This window comes from Arthrobacter agilis (genome assembly GCF_006494655.1).
GTDB classification, from domain to species: domain Bacteria; phylum Actinomycetota; class Actinomycetes; order Actinomycetales; family Micrococcaceae; genus Arthrobacter_D; species Arthrobacter_D agilis.
Genome location: NZ_VHIM01000005.1, coordinates 1 through 23680 on the forward strand (window position 1 = coordinate 1; position 23680 = coordinate 23680).

The 23680-nt window shown below is 68.0% G+C and carries 19 protein-coding genes; 4 read left to right on the forward strand and 15 right to left on the reverse strand.

The window, feature by feature from the left end:
• Positions 1-941: 941 nt before the first annotated feature.
• Together FJV46_RS08795 and FJV46_RS08800 are read left to right on the forward strand one after the other, a co-directional pair.
• A complete protein-coding gene (locus FJV46_RS08795; RefSeq protein WP_087025371.1) occupies positions 942-2024 on the forward strand; it encodes a TerC family protein in 1083 nt (360 codons plus the stop codon).
• Positions 2025-2308: 284 nt separating this feature from the next.
• A complete protein-coding gene (locus FJV46_RS08800) occupies positions 2309-3196 on the forward strand; it encodes an NADP-dependent oxidoreductase (protein WP_232008728.1) in 888 nt (295 codons plus the stop codon).
• A 165-nt stretch (positions 3197-3361) separates the two neighbouring features.
• On the opposite strand, the gene FJV46_RS08805 is transcribed toward FJV46_RS08800, so the two are convergent.
• Genes FJV46_RS08805 through FJV46_RS08815 form a run of 3 tightly spaced genes read right to left on the reverse strand, consistent with a single transcriptional unit; the run spans position 3362 to position 6542 of the window.
• Entirely contained in the window at positions 3362-4285 is a 924-nt protein-coding gene (locus tag FJV46_RS08805; protein ID WP_087025376.1) for a carbohydrate ABC transporter permease, read from the reverse strand.
• Positions 4285-5217, reverse strand: a complete 933-nt coding sequence (locus tag FJV46_RS08810) for a carbohydrate ABC transporter permease (protein ID WP_087025379.1) — start codon at positions 5215-5217, stop codon at positions 4285-4287. Before FJV46_RS08810 ends, FJV46_RS08805 begins: the two co-directional genes overlap by 1 nt.
• Before the next feature lie 59 nt (positions 5218-5276).
• Positions 5277-6542: an ABC transporter substrate-binding protein gene (locus FJV46_RS08815; protein ID WP_087025382.1), complete on the reverse strand. Its 1266-nt coding sequence runs from the start codon at positions 6540-6542 to the stop codon at positions 5277-5279.
• 114 nt (positions 6543-6656) lie between these two features.
• Between FJV46_RS08815 and FJV46_RS08820 the strand changes: the two genes are divergently transcribed.
• Positions 6657-7883 carry an ROK family protein gene (locus FJV46_RS08820; RefSeq protein WP_232008545.1) on the forward strand — a complete coding sequence of 409 codons (1227 nt, stop codon included), beginning with the start codon at positions 6657-6659 and terminating at the stop codon, positions 7881-7883.
• A 170-nt stretch (positions 7884-8053) separates the two neighbouring features.
• Here FJV46_RS08820 and FJV46_RS08825 read toward each other — a convergent pair whose 3' ends face one another.
• The 8 genes from FJV46_RS08825 to FJV46_RS08860 form a co-directional block, all read right to left on the reverse strand.
• Positions 8054-9274 carry a thermonuclease family protein gene (locus FJV46_RS08825; protein ID WP_087025385.1) on the reverse strand — a complete coding sequence of 407 codons (1221 nt, stop codon included), beginning with the start codon at positions 9272-9274 and terminating at the stop codon, positions 8054-8056.
• Between the two features lie 176 nt (positions 9275-9450).
• Entirely contained in the window at positions 9451-11781 is a 2331-nt protein-coding gene (locus FJV46_RS08830) for a coiled-coil domain-containing protein (RefSeq protein ID WP_087025388.1), read from the reverse strand.
• Between the two features lie 231 nt (positions 11782-12012).
• Positions 12013-12987, reverse strand: coding sequence for a class I mannose-6-phosphate isomerase (locus FJV46_RS08835; protein ID WP_087025391.1), 975 nt, complete (start codon positions 12985-12987; stop codon positions 12013-12015).
• Positions 12984-14183, reverse strand: a complete 1200-nt coding sequence (locus FJV46_RS08840; RefSeq protein ID WP_087025393.1) for an ADP-dependent glucokinase/phosphofructokinase — start codon at positions 14181-14183, stop codon at positions 12984-12986. The genes FJV46_RS08835 and FJV46_RS08840 overlap by 4 nt, the downstream gene beginning before the upstream one ends.
• A 70-nt stretch (positions 14184-14253) precedes the next feature.
• On the reverse strand, positions 14254-15117 hold the full coding sequence (locus FJV46_RS08845) for a ketose-bisphosphate aldolase (RefSeq protein ID WP_087025396.1): 864 nt from the start codon (positions 15115-15117) through the stop codon (positions 14254-14256).
• Between the two features lie 44 nt (positions 15118-15161).
• Positions 15162-16007 carry a carbohydrate ABC transporter permease gene (locus tag FJV46_RS08850; RefSeq protein ID WP_087025399.1) on the reverse strand — a complete coding sequence of 282 codons (846 nt, stop codon included), beginning with the start codon at positions 16005-16007 and terminating at the stop codon, positions 15162-15164.
• A 1-nt stretch (position 16008) separates the two neighbouring features.
• Positions 16009-16935, reverse strand: coding sequence for a carbohydrate ABC transporter permease (locus FJV46_RS08855; protein WP_087025402.1), 927 nt, complete (start codon positions 16933-16935; stop codon positions 16009-16011).
• Positions 16936-17007: 72 nt separating this feature from the next.
• Positions 17008-18309 carry an ABC transporter substrate-binding protein gene (locus FJV46_RS08860; RefSeq protein WP_087027610.1) on the reverse strand — a complete coding sequence of 434 codons (1302 nt, stop codon included), beginning with the start codon at positions 18307-18309 and terminating at the stop codon, positions 17008-17010.
• Between the two features lie 224 nt (positions 18310-18533).
• Here FJV46_RS08860 and FJV46_RS08865 point away from each other — a divergent pair, with 224 nt between their 5' ends.
• Positions 18534-19349 (forward strand): DeoR/GlpR family DNA-binding transcription regulator, encoded by an 816-nt coding sequence (locus tag FJV46_RS08865; protein WP_087027613.1) that lies wholly within the window; start codon positions 18534-18536, stop codon positions 19347-19349.
• Positions 19350-19436: 87 nt separating this feature from the next.
• Here FJV46_RS08865 and FJV46_RS08870 read toward each other — a convergent pair whose 3' ends face one another.
• Genes FJV46_RS08870 through FJV46_RS08885 form a run of 4 tightly spaced genes read right to left on the reverse strand, consistent with a single transcriptional unit; the run spans position 19437 to position 23475 of the window.
• Complete coding sequence (locus FJV46_RS08870) at positions 19437-19901, reverse strand: ribose-5-phosphate isomerase (RefSeq protein WP_087027615.1); 465 nt, start codon at positions 19899-19901, stop codon at positions 19437-19439.
• A gap of 41 nt (positions 19902-19942) precedes the next feature.
• Entirely contained in the window at positions 19943-20692 is a 750-nt protein-coding gene (locus tag FJV46_RS08875) for a triose-phosphate isomerase (protein WP_087027617.1), read from the reverse strand.
• On the reverse strand, positions 20689-22431 hold the full coding sequence (locus FJV46_RS08880) for a dihydroxyacetone kinase family protein (protein ID WP_087027619.1): 1743 nt from the start codon (positions 22429-22431) through the stop codon (positions 20689-20691). The genes FJV46_RS08875 and FJV46_RS08880 overlap by 4 nt, the downstream gene beginning before the upstream one ends.
• 51 nt (positions 22432-22482) lie before the next feature.
• On the reverse strand, positions 22483-23475 hold the full coding sequence (locus FJV46_RS08885) for a 3-hydroxyacyl-CoA dehydrogenase family protein (RefSeq protein ID WP_087028017.1): 993 nt from the start codon (positions 23473-23475) through the stop codon (positions 22483-22485).
• Positions 23476-23680 lie beyond the last annotated feature (205 nt).

Here is a 23680-nt window from a genome sequence, read left to right on the forward strand (position 1 = left end):
CAACGGACGGCTCGAGCACCTCCGCGGATCAGCCCTCGGCTTCCGAAACCTCACCCACTACATCGCCCGCAGCCTCCTCGAATCAGGCGGCTTCAGACCCCAACTGCACTCTTATTTACGATGAGCCGGATTGTAGGTGAGCGAATGTATCGCGCAAAACCTCACAAATTAGAAAAATGGTCAAGGTACAGCCGACGAGTGCCCTTGAGGGCCCTGCGCGCGCTCGGTTGCGCGCAAGGTTGAGCAGCGACCTGTCAGCGGGGAGATCTCCGCGGCGATCAACTCCTGACCGACCCAGCCCCACAGCACCGTCCGCAGTTTGTGCTCGCTGTGGAACTCGGCCGCGAAGAAGCATCGCGGCTCCCGACCCCCGCCACTGCACCCGCCTCCATTGATTCGGCGCCGGGGAAGGTCTCGGCGGACGGTTGCGACTGCACCGCAGACCATAAGCGGCTTGGTAGCTAGCTCGGTGAGGGCGCGGTTCTGCCACTGGCCGTAGTCGCAGTCGGTGGTGGCGTTATCGACCCAGGTCTCGGGCTTGTCGGTCTGGTGGTCCAGGATGAACTGCGTGGTCTGCCGGCACCGCTTCAGCGGGTTCGAGACACCACGCGGACGAGGGGCACGACGGCGCGACGGTCGCCAGTCACAGCCACCTGGGCCGCCCGACGTTGTTCAGGATGACACGGGTGGCTCTCACCTGCGGGTGCCGGAAAAACGTGCGGGCGCGCGCGGGGCGACCATCGTCGTCGGAACTGTGACGCAGTGGGAACAAGCACCCCACTTCATGCGTTAGCATCGATGTATCAAGGGGAGTACTCCCGTCTGTGATCGGCCCGTCAATACGGATGCACTGAAGCATCCCGGGCCCGTCGGTTCCGGTTCGTCCGGGCGGAGGAGACCTTGGCGCCATTGCCCGACGCCTACCCTCTGGAGCACCCCTCATGCAGATCACCCCGACCATCTGGTTGATCACCATCGCCGTGACGATCCTCTTCTTCGTCTACGAGTTCTTCGCGCACGTGCGCAAACCCCACGAACCGACCATCGGCGAATCCGCCCGCTGGTCGGCCTTCTACATCGGCCTGGCCCTGCTGTTCGGCGTCGGGATCGGCGTCGTCTCCGGCTGGAGGTTCGGCGGCGAGTACTTCGCCGGCTACCTGACCGAGAAAGCCCTCTCGATCGACAACCTGTTCGTCTTCCTCATCGTGATGACAGGCTTCGCGGTGCCGAAGAAGTACCAGCAGAAGGTGCTGATGGTGGGCATCATCATCGCCCTGATCCTCCGCGGAGCGTTCATCGCCATCGGCGCCGGTTTGATCGAGAACTTCTCCTGGATCTTCTACATCTTCGGCGCCCTGCTGCTCTTCCTCGCCTACAAGCAGGCGTTCGGCAGCCACGAAGCCAACCCGGCCGACGGCAAGTTCATGCAGCTCGTCCGCCGTGTCCTGCCCGTCACGGACGAGTACCACGAGGACAAGCTCACCGTGAAGAAGGACGGCAAGCGCTGGGTGACCCCCATGCTGCTGACCATCATCGCGATCGGCTTCGTGGACCTGATCTTCGCCGTCGACTCCATCCCCGCGATCTACGGCCTCACCAACGAGGCGTATATCGTCTTCACCGCCAACGCCTTCGCCCTCATGGGCCTGCGCCAGCTGTACTTCCTCATCGGCGGCCTGCTCGAGCGCCTGGTCTACCTGGCGCAGGGCCTCGCCGTCATCCTCGCGTTCATCGGCGTGAAGCTCGTGTTCCACGCCCTGCACGTCAACGAGCTGTCCTTCATCAACGGCGGCGAGCCGCTCCTCTGGGTTCCCGAGATTCCCATCTGGTTCTCGCTCCTCTTCATCGGGGCCACCATCACGGTCGCCACGGTCGCCAGCCTCATGAAGACCAAGGGCGACGACGCGAAGAAGGACCGCGACCAGGTCGAGGGCGAGCCTGTCATCGCGGCGGATGCCGAGAATGGCACGGATGCTACCGACGTCGACGACACCACGAGCACGACGGCGCGACCTTCCAAGTAGCCGCCACTGACGAGCGTCCCGGCTGCCTTTTCGAAGGCGGCCGGGACGTTTCGCGTGGGTCAGGCGGAATTACTCGTGCCCACCCTCTGTTCCGGAGAGAGACGGGTTCCAAGGTTCACGGTGTGAGTGCGACCACCCGAAGCGGTGGGTGAGCGCAATGCTGTGCCCTCGTTCCTGTCCCACCTGCCGGGACTGCACGGTCCTCGGCAGCACCGAACACAAGATGTTGGAGTTGATGCGCTATCAAAGCAATCGGAGTCACCGAATTCGGCGGTCCTGACGCACTGACCGTCCACGACCTTCCCGAGCGGCACCCAGGTGCGAAGGAGGTCCGGATCCGGGTCAGCGCGGCCGCGGTCAGCCCGACGGACACGAATGTGCGCACGGGAGCCTATGACATGAGCCAGTCCGAGCCGCCCTACCTGCCCGGCATGGACGCAGCCGGTGTCATCGACGAGGTCGGCCCCGGCAGTGCGTGGACGGTCGGGGACGAGGTCATGGCCATCGCCCTTCCGCTCGGTGAGCACGGCGGTGCGTATGCGGAATACCTCGTGGCCTCCGATGACTCGATCGCGCGCATCCCCTCGTCGAGCACGCTCGAGGAAGCGGCCACGATCCCGATGAACGGGCTCACAGCCGTGCAGATCCTGGATTTCGCCGCTCTGGAACCGGGGCAGGTCATCGCTGTCACTGGTGCCGCCGGAACGCTCGGCAACTACACGGTCCAGCTCGCCAAGCAGCAGGGACTGACGGTCATCGCGGACGCGGCACCGAAGGATCGCGCTCTGGTCGAGAGCCTCGGCGCCGATCACATCTTCGACCGGGGCGAAGGCCTCGCCGGCCGCATCAGGGAGGTCTTCCCGGACGGTGTCGACGCCGTCGCGGACACAGCGCTCCTGCACGACGACGTCGTCCCGGCCCTGCGGGACGGCGGAGTCTTCATCTCCGTGCGCGGCTGGAAAGGCGAGCCGACCCGCGACATCCGCTTCGAGGCTGCCTGGGTGTTCGACGAGTACCACTCGCAGGCCAAGCTCGACTCCTTGCGGCAGGCCGTCGAGGACGGAGTGCTGACCCCTCGCGTGGCCGACGTCCTGCCCGCTGAAGAGGCACCCGAGGCCCACCGACGCCTGGAGGCAGGCGGCGTCCGTGGTCGGCTGGTACTGGCGTTCTAGCGGGTCCGTGATCTGAGCACTTCGACTTGAGCACTCCGAGCGGGGGCTGTCCGTCAGGGCGGCCCCCGCTCGCGTAGAGCGACGAGTGCTCGGCGAAGTATCAGAGCAGGACGGGCGGCGTCGAGTCGGCAGGCAGGGGCGTCGGACCCCGACCGCCGTCGCGCGTCAGCCCTTCACGGCCCCCTGCGTCACGCCCTCCATCACCCAGCGCTGGGTGAAGAGGAACACGATGATCGCCGGGGCCATCGCCATCAGGTAGGACGCGAAGGAGACGTTGTAGTTGCTGCTGAACTGCGTCTGGAAGATGTTCTGCAGCACCGGCAGCGTCTGCAGCGACGGGTCCGAGGTGATCAGCGACGGCATCATGAAGTCGTTCCACGAGGCGAGGAACGCGAAGATGCCGACGGTCGCGCTCATGGGTGCGAGTAGCGGGAAGATCAGCTGCCAGAAGGTCTGCCAGGTGGAGGCGCCGTCGATCCTCGCGCTCTCCTCCAGCTCGGCCGGGATGGAGCGGAGGAACGCCGTGAACAGCAGGATGCTGAAGCTCAGCTGGAACATGATGTGCAGCAGGGTGACGCCGAGCGGGTTATCGAGTCCCACGAGGCCCGTGAGCTGGATCTGGGGGAGCGCGACGACGGGGAACGGGATGAACATGGCCCCGAGCAGGTAGTAGAAGGACCAGCGGAACAGGCGCCGATCCCAGTTGCGCGAGATGGCGAAGGACGCGAGGGCGCCGAGGATGATGGTGCCCACCACGGAGCCGGCGGTGATGAGGATCGAGACCAGGAAGGCCCGCGGATAATCCGTGAGCGTCCAGGCAGTGACGAAGCCCTCCACACTGAAGGGGGCCGGCAGGGAGAACGCGTTCCCGTCCACCGACTGCGACTGCGTCTTGAAGGCCATCGAGATGGTGACGTACAGCGGGATGACCACGGTGACCGCGCACAGGAGCAGCACGATGGTCAGGGACCAGCTGGAGTTCCCGCTCCGTCCCTCGGAGCCGCGCCGCGACCGGCGTCGTGTTCCCTTGCCCTCCGCGGTGGCGGCGGCGTCGATGTCCCGGGCGACGAGTGCTGGCTGGACTGACATCAGCGGGCGTTCCTTCCACGAGTGAGGCGGAGCTGGATGAGGGAGATGACCACCACGATGATGAAGAACATGGTGGCGTTCGCCATCTGGTAGGCGTAGTCGCCGCCGGTGAAGCCCGTGACGATGGTCATGGGGATGCTGCGGGTCGCGGTGCCGGGTCCGCCGTCGGTGAGGCCCACGATGACGTCGTAGGCGTTCAAAAAGTTCTTGAAGCCGAGAATCACGTTGATGAAGATGTACCCGGCGACCAGGGGGACGGTGATCCGCAGGAGCTGCTGCCATTTGCCGGCGCCGTCGAGGTCCGCTGCCTCGTACACGTCTCCCGGGATGGCGAGGAGCCCGGCGATGTAGATCAGGAGCGTGCCCGGCACGGCCTGCCAGGCGGTCACGATCACGATGGCGATCCAGGCGAGATCCGGATTGGCGAGGATACTGCTGCTCAGCGTCTCCGATCCCACCGCCTGGCCGAAGGTCGGGAGCGAGTTGGAGAACAGGAAGTTGAAGACGTAGGCGATGATGATGCCCGAGACCACCATGGGGATCACGAAGATGGTGCGCAGGCCCGTCTTGACCTTGATCTTCGCCGTCAGGCCGACGGCCAGCAGGAACGCGATGATGTTCACGACGATCACCGTGCAGGTGGCGAACCCGAAGGTGAACAGATAGCTCTGCACGATCGCGGGGTCCGAGAACATGGCGATGTAGTTGATCAGGCCCACGAACTCCCACTCACCGAAGCCGATGGAATTCGTGAAGCTGAAGAAGATGCCGATCAGCGCCGGCAGGGTGATCGCCAGCGTGAAGATGATGAGGCTCGGGAGGAGGAAGGCGTAGTAGATCCCCTCGACCCCCGGTCGTCTCCTCGGACGCGCTGTCGAGGGTCTCGCTGCGTGGCTGGTCCGGGCCGGCGGTGCCGCCGTCGTCTTCGTCATGCTCGGCTCCTGGGGGAATCGTCTCGGCGGGGGAGGGCTGGGGAGAACCTGTCGGCGGGTCACTGGCGGAGCGCCAGCCGGGCCCAGTCGCCGTCGAGCGTGCTGAGCGCGCTCTCCACGTCCCCGCCGAGGGCCACGCCCTGCAGGTAGTTGGCAGCCGGGATGGTCTGCGGGATCGCCTGGGACGGCCCCTGGTAGAAGTCCGCGGTGTCGTAGTACTCCTTCATGCCGAGAATGCGCGGATCCGTGACCGGGGCCGCGTCCACGGTGGTGCCGTAGCCGAGCTGCGCGGCGTTGTACTCGTCCATCACGTCCTGCTGGAAGAGGAAGCTGAGGAACTCACGTGCCCCCTCCTTGCTGCCCGACGCCTCGGGGATCCACGCGGCGAGGTCGATGTTCACGCGGACCCGGAGGTCCTCCGGGTCGTCCGTCATCGGCAGGGGGAAGGTCCCGAGGTCCAGATCCGGGCTGGTCTTCGCGATCTCGCCGAACGCCCACGGCCCCTGCAGGTACATCGCGGCCTCGCCACGCGCGAAGGCGAGGTTGCCGTCGCCGTACGTCTTGGACGGGGCATCGGAGTTCGTGTACTTCTCGATGAGCTCCTGCATGGTCCCGACCGGCTCCGCGAGGGTCTTCTCGAAGGACACCTCCGACTCGGGCCCGACCTCCGTGCCGAGGGAGTCCAGTTCGTCGTAGAAGCCGGCGACGTCGACGTCCCCGCCCACCGTGTAGTCGAAGAAGCCCTGCGCCACGGTCCACGGGTCCTGGAACGTGCCGTAGAACGGCGTGATCCCGGCTGTGGTCAGGGCGTCACACACCGCGATGAGCTCCTCGTAGGTCTGCGGGACCTCCAGCCCCTGCGCCTCGAAGATCTCCTTGTTGTAGATGACGGAGGCCGCCATGACGGAGTAGGGCAGCACGCTGGTGCGCCCGGGATAGGTGGCGTACTGGTCCACCAGCTCCTGCACCTCGGGCAGGATGCGCTCGGCCTCGGGCATGTCCGAGAGATCGCTGAGTGCGCCGCGCTCCATGAAGCGGGCCATCTCCATGTTGTAGTTCAGCAGTCCGAGGTCCGGCGGGTTGCCGCGGAGGAAGCCGGCCTGCAGGTTCGACGACGAATCGAGGACCACCTCGACGCCGTCCTGGGACGCGTTGTACTCGCTGATGAGCTCGTTGAAGTAGGGGATGGCCTCGGGTTTGCTGAGGTGGAATCGGACCGTCTCCGGACCGCCGCTCCCGGCGCAGCCGGCCAGCGCCGAGGCGGTCAGGAGGAGGCCGAGGGATGCTGCCAGCGCTCGGGGTGCGCGGCGTGGGCTTCTGGGCACGTCGTTGTCCTTACCGATCTCATCGTCGAGTAGTAATTTCTGCCATTAGATCTAGCGACTAAATCAAGTGTGCTGACATAATGGTCCAACACGATCACAAAGGGGTCAAGTACCTTGTCGACGACGACTCACCTCACCACCGGGCCACCACGGGCGAGCCTCGACGCCCTGCTGGCCTTCGCGTGGGAGTCCGGCGTCTTCGTGAGCGCCGACGCCATGGCAGCGACCGGCCTCACCCGGACCACCACGATCGACGCCCTCGACGAGCTGATCGACATCGGCCTGCTGCGCGAACTTCCCAACGCCCGCGCCGTCGGTGAGTACCGGAAGGGGCGCCCGTCCCGCCGTTTCGACCTGCGATCGGATGCCGCCGTCGTGGTCGGGATGCACGCGGGCCGATCCCACCTGACCACCACCATCGCCGACCTGCGCGGAAACCCCATCGCCACCGAGATGCGCGAGATCGACGGCTCCGACGACAGCCCCACCTCCCGGCGCGACGCCGTCCTCACCGCCATCGACTCCGCTCTGCTCGCTGCCGGACAGACACGACAGGGCGTGCTGGCCGCCTGCCTGGGCATCCCCGCGCCGGTCGATGCGCACGGGAACTCGCCGAGTCATCGCGACGCGTTCTGGCAGCGCATGAACCCAGACCTCCGCTCGATGCTCGAGGATTGGGTGCCGATCGTCCGGCTCGAGAACGACGCCTCGCTCGCCGCGATCGCCGAGGGCGCGGTGGGTGCGGCAACGGGCTGCCGAGACTATGTCGTTCTCCTCGCGGGGGACCGGTTCGGCGCAGGCGTGGTGATGGACGGGCGGCTGCTGCGCGGCGCCCACGGCGGAGCCGGCGAGATGGCGGCATTCGGCAAGGTGCTCGACGTCGGGAGCGCCAACGGCATGGGATCGCGGCTCACGGAGTGGGTACGCGAGGCCGCCGCCGCGGGGGAGCTCCCGCCGGGCCACCCGCTCGTGGGCCTCCCCGAGGATCAGCTCACCGGCCGTGCGGCGCTCGACTTGGCGAGGTCGGGCGATGCATGGTCCCGCAGCATCGTGGAACGCGGCGGCGAACTTATGGCCCGCATCACGGCGGTGTTCGGGAGCCTCTACGATCCGTCGCGCGTGATCGTGGCCGGGGCCGTTGCCGAGGACCTCGACCAGGTGGCCGAGGTGGCGCGAGCCCTCCTGCCGGCCGAGGTGGACCTCGCGGTCCCGGAGCTCGTCCTCTCATCCCTCGGTGCGGGCTCCGTCGCCACCGGCGCCGTCCACGCCGCGGTGGAGTCCGCCCGGGCGGACGTGCTGCACCTCGGCGTCGTGCCGCAGCTGCTCGCCGCGGCCCGGTAGGCCGGAGGTTCTCGGCGCGGGCCGGCGGCAGATGGAGTGTCCCTGGGTGCGGCGTCGTGCACGCGTTTTACCGAAGGAGCGTCGAATCCGCGGCGTGTTGCCTCCCGACACGCCTCGTGCCGCTGAAGCGCGAGCACGAAGCTACGCGCGCGGGGTACAACCGGCCGGAATCAGCAGGGGCGCCAGGTCTTTCCGCCGGGCGCATAGCACCGGGGGCCGTTGTAGCCCGGGTAGGGGTTGTCCGCGGCGGGGGGAGCGGGCGCAGGCGGTGCCGGCGGGACGTAGGGCGCGGGAACGGGTGGAAGGTTCGCGATCCGATCCCTTTCCGCCGCTTCCGCCGCGAGACGATCGGCCTCCGCCCGCGCATTCGCCTCTGCAGCGAGCCGATCCGCCTCGACGCGCGCCGCCGCGTCGGCTGCCACCCGATCGGCTTCGACGCGGGCTGCTTCAGCCACCCTGGCGGCCTCTGCCTCGGCGGCCACCCGAGCAGCCTCCGCAGCTGCCTTCGCGGCGGCGTCGGCCTCCGCCTTCTTGCGCTGAGCCGCCGCTTCGGCGTCGCGCAGTGCTTTGCCCTTGGCGGTCGTCGTGGTGAGGGTCTGCTCGCCCTTCGTGATCGTCCTGTCGAGGTCTGCCAGCAGCGCCGTGGTGCCGGCAGCGCCCAGCGCGAGCACGCGCACCGAGTCCTTTCCGGCCCCGATCCCTTCGCGGACGGCCTTCGCCACCGTCAGTGCGGCGAGAATCCCCGCTGCCGTCGCCGAGGCCGATGCTGCCGAGTCCCCCACCGGCGCCGCGGTGGCGGAGGCCAGGGTCTGCAGGGCCTCGGCCGCCTCGGAAGGCAGGGTGCAGCCCACCGCAGGGTCCAGGAGGCCGACGCCGTCGGCCGTCGCCTCGCTGTAGGCGGCCTGGACGTCGTCGTAGTACTTCCTGTTCGGCTCGATCAGGACCGGCACGCCGAGTCCCACCCGGGCAAGCTCCGCGTTGACCAGGGTGCTGTCCTCGACGAACACGGCGGCGAGCACACGGCCGTACCGATCGGTGCGTTCGACGTCGAAATCCAGGGCGACGGCGGTGCCCGGCGGCGTCAGGTCTTCGAGCTTCTCCGTCGCCTCCACGCCGAGGCACTCGACGGGCTTGTCCGGGTGCTTGGTCTCCGGGGTGTCCACATTCAGCAGACGGACGGTCTGGTCCTCGCCGTCGAAGGCGATGACGAGCGTGTCGCCGTCGATGACCCGCACCACGGTCCCGGACACGAACGCGGCGTCGGTGGCGCCCGTGTCACTCGACGCCGCGGCGGTCTCGGCTGGAGGGGTGCAGCCGGTGAGCGTCGACGAGGCGATGGCCGCGGTGAGGAAGGCAGCAGGAAGGAGGGCGCGAAGGCGGGGAGGTGTCATGGATCTTTTCTGGCGGTGCGGAGGGTCCTGAAAAGCGTATCCTCGGGGTCCGCGGTTCCCAGTCAGGTTCTGCGCCAGATTGCCCAAGGATGTTCGAACACCGTCACTCGCTGAGCGCACAGGAGGGCCCCGGGACGCCACGTCCCGGGGCCCTCCTCACTCCATGCGGTCGATCGTCAGGCGACGCACCCCCCGAGCAGGATCTGCCCGTCGATGGCCTTGATCTGCAGCTGGACCGCGCCGAGCTTCTCCCCGAGTGCCTTCACCGTCGCCTTCTGCGCGGCGATCGCGTCCTTGTTCGACTTCTTCTGCCCTTCGAGCTCGCGGAGGACGTTCTGCGCGGACGTCACCTGCTGGTCGATGGTCGTCAGCTGGGCCTGCAGGGACTTGAGCTGGGTCTCGGTGGCCGTGATCTCGTTGTTGAGGCCGTCCAATTGCGCGAGGAGCGGAGCGACGCGGCCCTGCAGCGTCAGGATCTCCGACTCCTTGCCGGCGATACCCGAGTTCAGGGTGGCCAGCGCCGCGACCAGCCGATCCATCTCGGTGTTGAGCGCGACGATCTCCGCCTGCTTGTCCGACAGCGCCGTGGATGCACTGTCGGCGGCAGCCTGCAGGGCGGGCAGCCGGTCCTGCAGGCCGGTCAGCTCCGCTGTCTTCGCGGTCACCGCGTCGGTGGCGGACGCCAGCCGAGCCTCGGCACCCGAAAGATCGCTGCGCAGTCCATTCAGGACGTCCTTCTGCATGACCACGGCGGCCTCGGCTGCAGCGACGCCGTCGGTCAGGCCGGTCAGCTCGGCCACGAGGCCGGCGACCACTGCTTCCTGGGCCACGACAGCGCTTCCGGCGTTCTCAGCCGCGGTGACGAGAGCCGGCAGCTGATCCTGCAGCAGGGAGACCTCGCCCTGCTGGGTGGCAACCAGAGCCCGCGCATCGGTCAGCGCGGTCTGCAGGGCCGGCACCTGGGACTTCAGCGCTGCGACGTCGGCTTCCTTGGAAGCGAGGGTCGCGTTGGCGGTGGTCAGCGTCGCCTGCAGCGGCGCGGCTTCGCGCTGGAGGGCCGAGCTCTCGCCCTGCTTCGCCAGCAACTGCCCATTGAGCGTATCCACCTGCGTCTTGAGGCCGTTCAGGTCACCCTGCAGACCCGAGATCTGGGCGCTCTTGTCCGTGATCTTGGTGTTCACCGTCGCCAGCTCCGTGGTTTTCTGCGTCACGGCGGCCTCGAGCTCGCGCTTGCGCGGCGTATTGCCCTTGATGGCGTCGATCTCCTTTGTCAGCGACGCGATCTCGCTCTGCAGCTTCGTCTTCTCCGTTGCCAGCGCCGCCAGCTCGTTCTGTGCCGCCGTCAGCGCGGCCTGCTTCGCCGCCACCTCGCTGCTCTTCGTCGCGATGTCCTTCTCGAGCTGCGTGATCCGGGCGGCGACCGTGGTCTGGAGCGTGGTGTTCGCCGTGACAGCGTCGGAGGCCGTCGTGGCAGCTGTGCGGAGTTGCACGAGGGTTGCTTCGCCTGCGGAGACGGCGGTCTCCTGCGCCGCGACGGCGTCGGCAGCGCGTGTGGCTGCTGCCTGGCGGGTGGCCAGTTCGGACTGGGCGTCCGTGATGGCCGTGTTCTTCGCGGTGACAGCCGCGGCTGCAGCCTCGGCGTCGGCCTGCCGTGCCGTGAGGGTGTCTCCGGCCTCGTCAATGCCCGCGCGGAGCGCGTCGAGATCCGCCTGAGCCGTGGTGCCGGCAGCGACGAGTTGTCCCAGGCGGTCCTCGCCGTCCGTGACGGCTTTCTGGGCTGCGGTGACGGCGTCGGAGGCCTGCTGTGCCGCGACGGTCAGGTCTGCCACGTCGCTCTTCGCCGTCGCGATCATCTCGTTCTGGCTCGCGACCTCTCCCGCGGCCTGGGCTGCAGTGGCTTCGAGGCCGAGGAGCTCCTCGCTCGCGATCCGTACGGTGTTCCGCTGGGCGTCCACCGCGGCGGTTGCTGCCGTGGCCTGCTGCCGGAGGTCGGCCGCCGCCGCTTCGGCGTCGGCCAGCTGCGCCTGCACCGGCGCGAGGGCCTCGACGGCGATCGCCTGCTGCGACGTCAGAGTCGCGAGCTGATTGGTCGTGGTGGCGATGGCGCGGGTGACGTCTGCCTGCTGTCCGGCCAGCGTCTCCAGGGCGTTCTGGGTCTCGGTGGCGGCTGCGGCGAGGCGTGCCTCCTCGGCGTCGAGGGCGGCAAGCGCCGTGTTCGCCTCGGCGATCTGGGCCTTCAGCGTGGTGGCGTTCGCCTGCAACGCGATCTTGTCCGCCTGCAGCTTCGTGATGACGTCGGCATTCTTCTTCGCGGCGGCCTTGAGGAGGTTCTCCTGCACCGTCCCGCGGTGAGCGAGCTGGTTGACCACACCGTTGCACATGCCCGACGTGGGGCTGGTGGCGGCCGAGGCCTGCGGGGCGATGAACAGTGCACCACCGAGTAGCCCGGGCAGCAGGACGGCGATGGCGAGGCGGCGGGTCGGGGTTGCGGCGAGACGAGTGCGCACGGATGCTCCTGAGTGAGTAAGGGCAGCTACGTCGCCGCCTCCCCAAAGGTAGGGAGCCACGCTCGGGCGCGACACAGTGGTACGTACGCCATCCGCCGTCCCCGCTACTTGCATCGGGGCTCCCAGCTACCTATCAGGAAATACCAAGCCGGCTGAGCCTTGCGAGCCCGTCCGGCGCGGCCGTCAGCCGCAGCGATCCATAGGGCAGGACGGCGGGCTCCTCCCTGGTCCTCAGGCGCGGGGAGGCCGCGCCACCAGGACCTCTCCGGCGCCGTCGAGCTCCAGCGGGCCCGCCCCGGCGGGCACCAGCCAGGTACTCCCTGACGGAGCCGGCCGGCCGGACAGGGCCAGCGGACCCCCGGTGACCACCAGCACGGCGAAGCCCGGATCGAGCCTGACCGGACCGTCCACGGGCACGCGTTCGAGGCGGAAGAACGCGTCCGCCTCGGGCGGGAAGGCGGAGCCCGACGGCGGTGCGGCGCGTACCAGCCTGCCGAGCGCTTCGCGCGGGAGTGCACGTCGATCGACAGCCGTCAGCGCCAGCTCGAAGCCGAGGCCGAGATGCCCGTGGGCCGCGCCGTCGAGCGCGAAGTCCCGCCATTCCAGCAGGATCGACAGGTCCTCCGGTTGCTGCAGCTCGAGCAGCAGCACGCCCTCGCCGATCGCATGGAGGACGCCCGGCGGAACGAGGACGACGTTGCCGGGGGTCACCGGCACCTCGTGCAGCAGGCCCAGCAGCACGTCGACGTCCTGTGCTTCCACGAGGCGGGCGAGGTCGGCCTCGCCGACGTCCCGCGTCAGCCCGAGATGCACCGTTCCGCCGCTCAGTATGTACCAGGCCTCGGCCTTGCCGTGGCTGTGCCCGAGGTGCTGCACCGCAAAGGCGTCGTCGGGATGCGCGTGGACCGGTAGTCGCTGGCCGGCGTCGAGCAGTTTCACCAGGAGCCGCACATCCCCGTCCCAGCGCGCCGCGTGGTCCGTACCGAGCCAGTACGCGGGGTCGGCGGCGACGGCGTCCCGCAGGAGCGTCCTGTCGGCCAGACGCGTGAGGCCGAGCTCCTGCTCCCCGAAAATGGTGGTGGTGGAGCCGATCCAGTCCTCCGGCTCGAACGCGGCATCGGACGCCTCGCCACGGAAGGACGAGATCCGCGACCCACCGCGGTAGAAGCGCTCGGGTGGGCGGTTGGAGTGGAGGCGTTCGATCATGGCTGCGGCTCGCGGACGGGCGCATGGACCACGAGGAAACCTCCCACGAAGCTGTCACCCAGTCCGATGGTCGTCGGCATCGCCGTGTCGATGCGGAAGGCGGGGACTCCGACCGAGCCGGCGATCTTCCGTTCCACGCCCGCCACGACGTCCTCGCCCCGGGCGCTGCGCGGGAGGAGCGCTGTCGCCTCGAAATCGGCTGCTGTAAAGGCGTCGCCGAGCCGGAATCGTGTTGCCGCCATCTGCACGGCGCTGGTCAGGGCCGTTCGGTGCCGCGCGGCGGCCGGGCCGACGGCGATGGCCCAGTGCTGCGTGTGGACCAGCAGTGCCGGCACCGGGATGAGCCGTTGCACCGCGAGAAGAGCCGCGGCGACATCGGAGGCGTCCAGCAGATCGACCGGCCGGTCGACGTACTCCTGCAGTTCGTCCTCGTTCATGCCGTACACATCGATGCGTGGCAGCAGGTGCGCCCAGATCCGCCGGGCGAACCGGCGGACGTAGAAGCCAGCGTCCTCGTAGTAGAGAAGTGCATCGGCAGGCAGTTGCACCAGCGCCGCATCGAGGTCGGTGAGGCGCCGTTCGAGCAGTATCTCGTCCTGCATGGTGTTGAAGCCCGAGACGAGGAAGGCGCCCGCGTCGGTCAGGGCTTCCCCGAGCTCCGGCGAGATAGCCATGCGGCGGTTCGGCGGATCGTTGGCGAAGATCAGGCGGTTCGACGACGGCGAGACGATCTCGCCGTCGTCGAACCGGATGACGGTGCCCGCCGGGTACTGCACGATCAGATGCGGGTCGAGGGTGTCCTCGGCGGCCGAACTGACCCAGGAGATGGACGGCGGCATGAGGCGCCGCACATGATCGTCCATGCTGACGAGGTGCTGAACGCTCGGGATGCCGAGCCTGTCGAGCGCGATCCCGGCGCGCACCCCGGTGCCGCCGAGGGTGATCTCGGTGGTGAAGCGGTCCGCGAACCGCTTCACCACATCGGACGAGGCGACGAAGCGCTCGCCGCCGGCGCCGTCGACCACGAAGGCGAGGATGGTGACCACGAGCGAGCGCTCGTCCACGATCGGCGCCGTCGTGGTGAGCTCCCGGCGCCGGATGCCGAACCGGGCAGCCAGCGAGCCGATGACCCTCGCGTCCCACCGCACCTCGTAGTCCACCGTCCCGCCGAGTCCGAGGACGAGCGTTCTTCCCATCGCACCGATCCTTTCCCGTCCGTTGGTCGGCCCTGCGCCAGCCTGTGTCAGCATGCGCCCGGCAGTGTGCTCAGTACAGCTTCGCCTTGCCGTCCGCGCCGAACAGGTCGATCTTCTCCGCGGCCGTGACCTTGAGGGCCGCGATGGCCTCGGGCTGGATGGCGTTCGGCTCCCGCAGCCGCTCGTCCGTGCCCAGGATGCGCCGCATGGCGTTGTGGTAGGAGACCTTGATGTCGCTGGAGATGTTGATCTTGTTGATGCCGAGGCTCACGGCGCGGGCCAGTTCGCTGTCCGGGTTCGCAGACCCGCCGTGCAGCACGAGGGGAATCCGGACGGCCGCCTTGATCTCCTCGAGGAGGTCGTGGCGCAGCTCGGGGTTCTTCTCGGCCGGGTACAGGCCGTGCGAGGTACCGATGGCGATCGCCAGGCTGTCCACGCCGGTCTCCTGGACGAACCGGACGGCGTCGTCGGTGTTGGTGTAGATGATCTCGGCGGCGCCGGATTCCCCGTAGCTGTCATTGGCGCCGATGGTGCCGAGCTCGCCCTCGACCTGGATACCGACGGCGTGTGCTGCCTCGACGACCTTGCGGGTCAGGGACACGTTCTCGTCGAAGGGGAGCAGCGAGGCATCGATCATGACCGAGGTGAAGCCGGCCTGGATGGCGGTGATCATCTGCTCGTACGTTCCGCCGTGGTCCCAGTGGATCGCCACGGGGACACTGGATCGGTGGGCACGGCTGCGCATGGCGGCCACGAGGTCGGTGGTGATATGGGAGACCTCGTCCGGGTGGATGGCGATGATGACCGGGGCCTCCTTCTCCTCGCTGATGTCCATGACGCCGTTGAACATGGCCCAGTCGCTGATGTTGAACGCGGGAATGGCGAAGTTGTGTTCGTTGGCGATATCGAGGATGGACTTACCGGTGTACAGCACTGTGATTCTCCTTGGATTGATGACGTGCGAAGGGTGGTGTGGGGTCAGCTCTTGACGGAGCCCGCGGTCAGGCCGCTGATGAAGAAGCGCTGCAGGACCAGGAAGAGGATCAGCACGGGGATGGAGCCGAGAATGCTCATCGCCATGATCTGGTTCCACTCGTACGAGTGCTGGCCCATGAGCAACTGGATGCCGATCGGAACGGTGCGCATCTCCGTGGTGCGGGTGAGCGTGAGGGCGAAGAGGTACTCGTTCCAGGCGATCATGAAGGTGTAGATGCCCACCGAGACGATGCCCGGCACGGAGATGGGGACGAGGACGCGCCACAGGGCGGTGAGGGAACCGGCGCCGTCGACCCGCACGGCCTCGTCGAGCTCACGGGGCAGGGTGTTCATGTAGCCGGTCATCATGATGATGGCGTAGGGCAGCGTGAAGACCATGTAGGTGAAGATGAGGCCCGGGTAGGTGTTGTAGAGGCCGAGGGCCACCACCAGACCGAAGTACGGGATCAGCAGGGTGATGGGCGGGACGGCTTGCACGCTGATGATGACGACGTTCAGGACCCGCTTGCCGCGGAACTCGAACCGGCTGAACGCGTAGGCGGCGTGGATGGCCACCAGGAGCGTCAGGATGGTGACGGCTCCGGCCACCAGGTAGCTGTTGAAGAAGAACCGGAGGGTCTCGGAGTTCGTGAGGATCGCGGTGTACGCATCGAACGAGAACGAACCCGTGATGAGCCTGGGCGGCAGCTCGAAGATCTCCGTGTTGGACTTGAAGGAGCTGGACAGCATCCAGAGCACGGGGCCCGCGGCGAACACCGCCCCGAGGAGCAGGCCTGCCAGGACACCGGATTTCGCCAGGCGTGTGCGGCGTTGCGTGGTCATCGTCATGTCAATCCCTCGCTTTCTGGTGACGCACGTAGAGGACGGCCAGGACCAGCGACATCAGCAGGATCAGCACCGCGGCGGTGGCCGCGAGCGAGAAGTCGTAGTTCGCGAAGGCCAGCTTGTAGGTGTAGGTGCTGAGCATCTCGGTGACGTCGATGGGCCCTCCACCCGTGGTCAGCCAGATCAGCGCGAACTGCTGGGACGTCCAGATCAGGTCGAGCAGCAGGAGGCTGATGATGATGGGTCGCAGCTGGGGGATGGTCACGTTCCAGAAGCGCTGCACCTGGCTGGCGCCGTCGATGCTCGCCGCCTCGTGGAGGTCCTGCGGAATACCCTGCAGGCCTGCCAGGAGGCTGACCATGAAGAAGGGGTAACCCGCCCAGATGTTGATGAAGGTCACCGTGCCGAGCGCGAGCTGCGGATCGGCGAGCCACTCCACGTCCGTGTTCAGCAGGAAGTTCACGATGCCGTTGGGGGAGAGGACCATGCGCCACAGGACGGCGATGACGGCGGCGGTGAACAGCCAGGGCAGGGCGTACAGGGCCCGGAAGACAGCCCGGGAGGTGACGCTGATCAGCGGGCTGTTCAGCAGCAGGGCGAAGGTGAGGCCGAGCACCAGGTGGACCGCGACGCTGACGGTGGAGAAGAAGACGGTGTTGCCGGTGGCCTTCCAGAACGCCGGGTCCGTCAGCACGGTGACGTAGTTGGCGGTCCCGGTGAACTCTGAGGACGACCTCAGGATCACGTTGTCCTGGAAGGAGTAGCCGATGACCATCACGATCGGCACGATCATGAGGACGAACAGCAGGATCAGGGTGGGGGCGAGGAAACCGTAGGACTCACCGGCACGGCGTAGACGACGGCGCTTCCTGGGTAGTGCCCCGGTGACGAGGGTCTCGGGGTCGGGAGGGGTCAGGGTGCGGAGGCTCATGGGGTGACGACCTTGCTAGGGGGTCGGGTGCCGCGTGGGGCGCGGCACCCGACCCGATTTGGAAAGGAGGACCTAGAACTCGCCCTCCCACTCCGTCTGCGCCTTCTCGAGCGCCTCGGAGAGGGACTGCTGACCGTCGAAGGCGGATTGCAGCTGGGCCCCGAGCTGCCGCATCAATTCCTCCGCCACGGGCAGGCCGACGAACTCGTTGGCCGGGTAGCCCGCCTGGTAGATGTCGAAGGCGTCCTTGAAGAGGTCGTCGTCCTCGACGAAGGCGGGAACGGATTCGGTGTTCCCGGGGAAGGCGTTCGCCATGGTCGAGAGCTCCGAGTTCGTCTCCTCGCTCATCAGGAAGGAGACCAGCTTGGCGGCGGCGTCCTTGTTCTCGGAGTTCTCCGAGATGCCGATCCCCCAGGAGGCGTAGGGGATGCCGCGCTCGCCGGTGTAGTCGTCGGCAGCGGGGACGGCGGAGATGGAGAAAGCCAGATCCGGGTTGCTCTCCCGGATGAGATTGATGTGGGCGAGGGAGTCGATCATCATGCCGACCCGCCCGTTGGTGAACTCCTCGACCTTGTCCTGCTCCTTCATGGTGAAGCTGCCGGGAGCAATCACGTCGTCGTCCCACATGCCGCCGATGAACTCGACGGCCGACGTGACGTCATCGTTCGTGAGATCCGGCTGACCGTCGTCGAGCATGGTGCCACCGGAGGCCCACGCCCACGACATCACATCGTTCTGGACGCCGTTCGGCGCTTCGAGGGACAGGGGGAGCACCCACCCGGCGGCGTCGCCGTCGAGGTCCGAGATGCTCTTGGCAGCGTCGGCGAATTCGGAGCGCGTCTCGGGGGGAGCGTCCACGCCGGCCTCGGCCAGCAGCTCGTCGTTGGTGAACATGGGGTAGACGAAGTTCACGACCGGGACCATGTAGGTGCTGTCGTCGACCTTCACCTGGCTCACCAGCTGGCTGTCGTCGAACCCGGCCTCCTCGAGGAGGGGAGTGAGGTCGGCGATGACGCCCTGCTCCGCGAAGTCGCTGACCCAGGCGCCGTCCAGGCCGACGACGTCGGGCATGGTCCCGGAGGCCGCGCCGGCGAACAGCTGCTCCTTCGTGGAGGCGTAGGGGCCGCTGACGAGGTCCACGGTGATGCCCGGGTTCTCCTCCTCGAAGGTGTCGATCAGGGCACGGAACTCGCCGTCGGGGAGCTCGGGCTCCCACCACTGGGCGAACTCGATGGTGACGTCGCCATCGGCGGCGTCGGACCCGGAGCCGGAGCTGCCCGACCCGCACGCCGTGAGTGCGAGAATCGAGACGGCGGTGGTGGCAATGCCGGTGAACAGGGTTGCGCGGTGACGCATGCGCCGATGGGTGGACATCAGGTCTCCTCGTTGAGATGTGCGATCTTTCGCTGGATTATGCTTTTTCTTGCTGCTTTCTCCACGATTGTGCGCGCGATCACAAGGGTCCGTCAAGAGCTCGACGAGAAAAAGACGCGCCAAACAGCAACCGACGTCAATTTGTGCTCGTCGAAAGCGCAATTAATTGCTGTTTCATGCTGTTTCTTCGGCCGCATGAACCGTCGTGTGTTACAGATGAGGGCATGACATCGCAGGAATTGCAGCGCGTCCGCCAGTTACCGGCCGGGCGGAAGGCGGACCTCGCCGCCTATGTTGACGAGGTGGGCCGGGTGACGGTGGCCGATCTTGCCGCCCACTTCGCAGTCTCCATCGACACGATCCGGCGCGACCTCGACCAACTGGACCGTGAGAACGTCCTGATCCGGACGCACGGTGGTGCCGTCAGCACCTCGGAGCGGGCAGGCCGGGACCGGGAGATCGATGTGCGGCTCAGCATGCAGACGGCGGAGAAGGAGGCGATCGCCCACGCGGCCGTCGATCTCGTGGCCGACGGATCGGTGCTGATGATCAACGCGGGGACCACGAGTCTGGCCGTCGCCAGGGCGCTCCGTAACCACCGCAACCTGACGATCGCCACGAACAACCTCCGGATCCCGGCGGAAATCTCGCCGTCCGTGTTCCGTGACCTCTATATGTTCGGTGGGGCCGTGCGGACGCTGACCCAGGCGACGACGGGCCCGGTGACCCTCGGCATGAGCGGAAGCACGCCGGAAATGGACATCCGCTGCGACATGGCGCTGATCGCCGTCGGTGCTGTGGACGCGTCAGGATTCTCGACCTCGAACCTCGGGGACGCCGCAATGATGGCCGAGATGATCAGCCGGGCCGAGCGCACCGCCATCCTCGCCGACTCGACCAAGCTCGATCGCAGGCTCTTCGCGCAGATCGTCCCGCTCGAGGGTGCCGACTACCTGATCACGGACCGGGCGCCGTCATCGGGACTCGCTGCAGCCCTCGATGCAGCCGGCGTGACGGTGATCCTCCCCGACGGGGAGTGAGGCGCGGGCGTCCGGGGAGGGAGCGGGCAGCTCCATGACGCGGGATGGAGAGATGGCGGGGCCGCGGACGGCGGCCCCGCGCCGGCGTCAGTGCTTCTCGTACCCGCTGATCGCGTCCACCTTCGCTGCCGACGCGCTGGAGGTATCGAAGGTGTAGCCGAGCCACTCCTTCGCGAGGCGGCGGGCGAGCTCCACGCCGATCACGCGCTGACCCATGCAGAGCACCTGCGCGTTGTTGCTCAGCACGGAGCGCTCCACGGAGTAGGAATCATGGGCGGTCACGGCGCGGACGCCGGCCACCTTGTTGGCCGAGATGGCCACGCCGAGGCCGGTGCCGCAGATCAGCAGGGCACGGTCCGCCTCCCCGCTCTCCACCTTCCGGGCTGCGTCCACGGCGATGTGCGGGTAGTCGGTGTTCTCCGAGCGGGAGATGCCGACGTCCACCACGCTCTCCACGCGCTCGTCCGCCTCGAGGTCCTTGAGCAGGACCTCCTTGTAGTCCAGCCCGGCTTCATCGCTACCGATCACGATGCGCATTTTCTTCTCGCTCATGTCCTCTTCCTCTTCCTTCTGTGGATGGCAGGTGGTGCTGATCAGGAGCCGGTGGCTCGGCGGAGCAGCTGAAGATAGCCGTCCAGCTCCCAGGCGGTGCGTCCGACGAACAGTCCGTCGACGTGGTCGATACCCAGCAGGTCGGTTGCGTTGTCGAGGCTGACCGACCCGCCGTACAGCAGGCCCGCCACGCCTCCGCCGTACTCCTGCCCGAGCGCGGCGAACGGTTCCGCCAGCTCCTCGACGGTGGCGGGCCGCCCGTGCTCGCCGATCGCCCAGATGGGTTCGTAGGCGATCAGGACCCGGGCCCGCTGGTCGTCGTCGAGCCCCTCGAGCGCGCGGGATGCCTGCTCGAGGATGTAGGGGGTGGAGCGGCCGCGGTCCTTCACATCGCCCGGTTCGCCGATGCAGAGCAGGGGAGTGAGTCCGTGGCGCAGGGTGGCGGCCACCTTGAGGCGCACCGTCCGGTCCGTCTCGCCGAAGTGCTCTCGCCGCTCGGAGTGGCCGATCTCGACCAGGCGTGCGCCGGCGTCGGCGACCTGCGGGACGGAGAGCTCGCCGGTCCAGGCTCCCGCATCCTCCCAGTGGGCGTTCTGGGCGCCGACCAGCACCCTGCTGTCGTCGGCGAGGATCCCGGCGACGGCGGCGATCGCCGTCGCGGGCGGAATGACGAAGGGCTGGACGTCGCCGAGCTCCTGTCCCGAGAGGCCCGCGACCAGTCCCCGCGCATAGTCGCGGGCCTCATCGAGGGTCTTGTTCATCTTCCAGCTGGTGCCGACCCAGATGGTCACGGCTGCTGCTTCGCGCCGGCCGCACCGAAGTGGTCCGCCAGGGCCGCCATCAGCAGGGAGAAGGAGATGGCACCCGGATCGGGTGTGCCGACACTCTTCTCACCCAGCACCCTCGAACGGCCGAGGCGCGCGGTGATGTCCGCGGTCGCGTCGGCGGCCTCGCGGGCCACGGCGGCCGCCCTGCCGGTCGACTCCGCTGCATCGGAGGACGCCTGGAACTCGGTCTCGAGTGCCTCGCGGAAGGGAACGATGGCGTCGACCATGGTCTTGTCGCCGGGCTCGGCGCCACCGAGGCGACGTATCGCGTCGGTGCCGGTGAGCAGCGCCCGGACGACGTCGTCGGGCGTGGTGCCGCGGGCGTCGTCGAATACGCTGCCCGCGGCGGTGAGGGCAGCGCCCCACAGGGCGCCGGACGTACCGCCGGCCTCCTCCGCCCACGCGTCACCGGCATGGAGCAGGACGGTCCGGGCACCGGCGCCCTTGTCGAGAGCCGCCCGGGCGGCCTCCGCCGCTCCGCGCGTCCCGAAGGCCATGCCCTGCCCGTGGTCGCCGTCGCCGGCGACGGCGTCGAGCTTCCCGAAGTACTCCTGGTGCTCGGACGCCGTGGCCCGCAGGACCTCGAGGGCCTCCACGATGGACTGCGCGACCTCCCGGGACTCGGGGGAGGACTCCGGAATGGCTTCCTCGCCGGGGGTGTGGACGGACGTTCGTTGCGTGCGCTCGGTCGAGTCCGGAGCTCCGCGGCGGAACGCGGGAGTGTCGGCCGGCGCGAGCCAGAACTGTTCGAGCTCGTCGTCGAGGAAGACGACCGTGAGCGACAGGCCGGCCATGTCGAGGCTGGTGACGTGCTCGCCCACCTCGGGTGCCACCACGGTGAGTCCCTTCTCGGCGAACCGCTCGGCCAGGCGGCCGTAGGCGAGGAAGAGTTCCTCGTACTTGACGCTGCCGAGGCCGTTCAGGACGACGCCCACGCGCCCCTGGTAGCCGCCGTCGGAACGCTCCGGTTCCTCCTCCAGCACGCCGTCGAGGAGCAGGTCCGCGACCTCGCTGCCCGTCCCGAGCGGAACCTCGCGGATGCCCGGTTCCCCGTGGATCCCCAGCCCAATGGCCATCTCGCCGTCGGGCACGTGGAAGAGCGCCCCGTCCGCGCCGGGAAGCGTGCACCCCTCGAACGCGACGCCGAAGGACCGCGTGGCGTCGTTCGCCTTCCAGGCCACGCGCTCGGCCTCGTCGATGTCGGCTCCGGCCTCGATGGCCGCGCCCGCGATCTTGAACACCACGAGGTCACCGGCGACACCGCGCCGGTCACGGTGGTCCTCGGCAGGACCGGAGGCGATGTCGTCGGACACCCGGATGATCCTGACGTCCACGCCCTCCGCCCGGAGCTTCTCCGCGGCCTGCCCGAAGTGCAGCACGTCACCGGCGTAGTTGCCGAAGCCCAGGATCACACCGCCCCCGTTCTCGGCCGAACGCGATACCGAGTACACCTGCGAGGCCGACGGCGAGGAGAAGATGTTGCCGCACGGCGCCCCGTGGCCCATACCCGGGCCGATCCACCCCGCGAAGGCCGGGTAGTGCCCCGAACCGCCACCGATCACCAGGGCCGGCTGGCCCTGCGGGGTCTCGGTGGAGCGCACCACCCCGCCGTGCGCCAGCACCACGTGCTCGGGATGCGCCGCGGCGTAGCCCCGCAGGGCGTCGGTGGCGAACTGCTCGGGATCATTCACAAGGTAGGTCATGGGTCCGGCTCTCCAGGCGTGGTCTGATCGGGGGCGTCGGGCGGGGCGGCCTCAGCTGGTGGTCGAGCCCAGGCCGTCCTCCGCTGTGGACTCCTCCACGGGGCTGGGACCGAGATCCTTGAGCAGTCCGGCCATCGCGACGTAGGCCTTGTTGCGGTACGCCACGAGCTCGTCCGTCCGCTCGGCCGGGATGTCGAGGAACCCTTCGCCCGACTTGGTGCCCAGCTTCCCGGCGTCCACGAGGTCCTGGAGGATCTGCGGCGTGGCGAAGCGCTCGGGAAAGGAGGTCTGCAGGGACGCGTAGCAGAAGGCGTAGACGTCCAGCCCGGCCATGTCGGCGATGGCGAAGGGGCCGAAGAACGGCAGGCGGAAGCCGAACGTGGTCCGCACGAGGGTGTCCACGTCCTCCGCCGAGGCGATGCCCTCCTCGACGACCTGCGCCGCCTCGTGGAACAGCGCGTACTGGAGGCGGTTGAGGACGAACCCGGTCACGTCCTTGACGACGGCGGCCTTCTTGCCCGTCAGCTCCACGATCCCGCGCGCCACCTCGATGGTCTCCGATGTCGTTCCGGCGTGCGGGATGACCTCGACGCCGGGGATGAAGGGCGCGGGGTTGGAGAAGTGCACGCCGAGGAACCGCCCCGGGTTCTCGACCGCCTCGGCCAGTGTCGCGATGAGGATGGTGGAGGTGTTGGAGCCGATCACCGCGTCGGCGGGCGCTGCGTCACTGATGCGGCGCAGGGTGCTGTGCTTGATGTCGATGACCTCCGGCACGGCCTCCTCGATGTAGGAGGCATCAGCGACGGCGTCCTCGATGCTCGGGGCTGCCCGCAGGTTGTCACGGAGCCGCTGCACGGCGTCCTCGGGAAACAACCCGTCGGCAACGAAGCGCTCCGCCTCGCCGAGCAGGCGTTCGAGGTTCTTCTCGGCGATCTCCTGCGACACGTCGGCGAGGGCCACCTGCGCGCCGCCGAGGGCCAGCACCTGCGCGATGCCTCCACCCATGTATCCCGAACCGACAACTGCCACTGAACGTTGGGCCATGAGCCGCATCTCCTCTGATGTGCTGTGGGGGTCTGGTGACCTCGTGCCCGTGCCTCAAAGGGCGGGCAAAACGTGAACCGTATTCCTATAGGATCTACGCCACGCGCAGGGGGTGTCAACCGAAAGTCCGCCGCTCCCGACGACGGGACGATTTTCCTGTCGCGGTCGCCAATATCCTATAGGGTGGTGCCCATTCCCCTCCGGA

What these genes read in the sequence shown, in the direction of transcription:
- FJV46_RS08795 (WP_087025371.1), top strand. Translation starts at nt 942, where the DNA reads ATGCAGATCACCCCGACCATCTGGTTGATCACCATCGCCGTGACGATC.
- FJV46_RS08855 (WP_087025402.1), bottom strand. Translation starts at nt 16,935, where the DNA reads ATGAGCCTCCGCACCCTGACCCCTCCCGACCCCGAGACCCTCGTCACC.
- FJV46_RS08840 (WP_087025393.1), bottom strand. Translation starts at nt 14,183, where the DNA reads ATGGGAAGAACGCTCGTCCTCGGACTCGGCGGGACGGTGGACTACGAG.
- FJV46_RS08870 (WP_087027615.1), bottom strand. Translation starts at nt 19,901, where the DNA reads ATGAGCGAGAAGAAAATGCGCATCGTGATCGGTAGCGATGAAGCCGGG.
- FJV46_RS08880 (WP_087027619.1), bottom strand. Translation starts at nt 22,431, where the DNA reads ATGACCTACCTTGTGAATGATCCCGAGCAGTTCGCCACCGACGCCCTG.
- FJV46_RS08835 (WP_087025391.1), bottom strand. Translation starts at nt 12,987, where the DNA reads ATGATCGAACGCCTCCACTCCAACCGCCCACCCGAGCGCTTCTACCGC.
- FJV46_RS08860 (WP_087027610.1), bottom strand. Translation starts at nt 18,309, where the DNA reads ATGTCCACCCATCGGCGCATGCGTCACCGCGCAACCCTGTTCACCGGC.
- FJV46_RS08865 (WP_087027613.1), top strand. Translation starts at nt 18,534, where the DNA reads ATGACATCGCAGGAATTGCAGCGCGTCCGCCAGTTACCGGCCGGGCGG.
- FJV46_RS08850 (WP_087025399.1), bottom strand. Translation starts at nt 16,007, where the DNA reads ATGACGATGACCACGCAACGCCGCACACGCCTGGCGAAATCCGGTGTC.
- FJV46_RS08885 (WP_087028017.1), bottom strand. Translation starts at nt 23,475, where the DNA reads ATGGCCCAACGTTCAGTGGCAGTTGTCGGTTCGGGATACATGGGTGGA.
- FJV46_RS08810 (WP_087025379.1), bottom strand. Translation starts at nt 5,217, where the DNA reads ATGACGAAGACGACGGCGGCACCGCCGGCCCGGACCAGCCACGCAGCG.
- FJV46_RS08805 (WP_087025376.1), bottom strand. Translation starts at nt 4,285, where the DNA reads ATGTCAGTCCAGCCAGCACTCGTCGCCCGGGACATCGACGCCGCCGCC.
- FJV46_RS08825 (WP_087025385.1), bottom strand. Translation starts at nt 9,274, where the DNA reads ATGACACCTCCCCGCCTTCGCGCCCTCCTTCCTGCTGCCTTCCTCACC.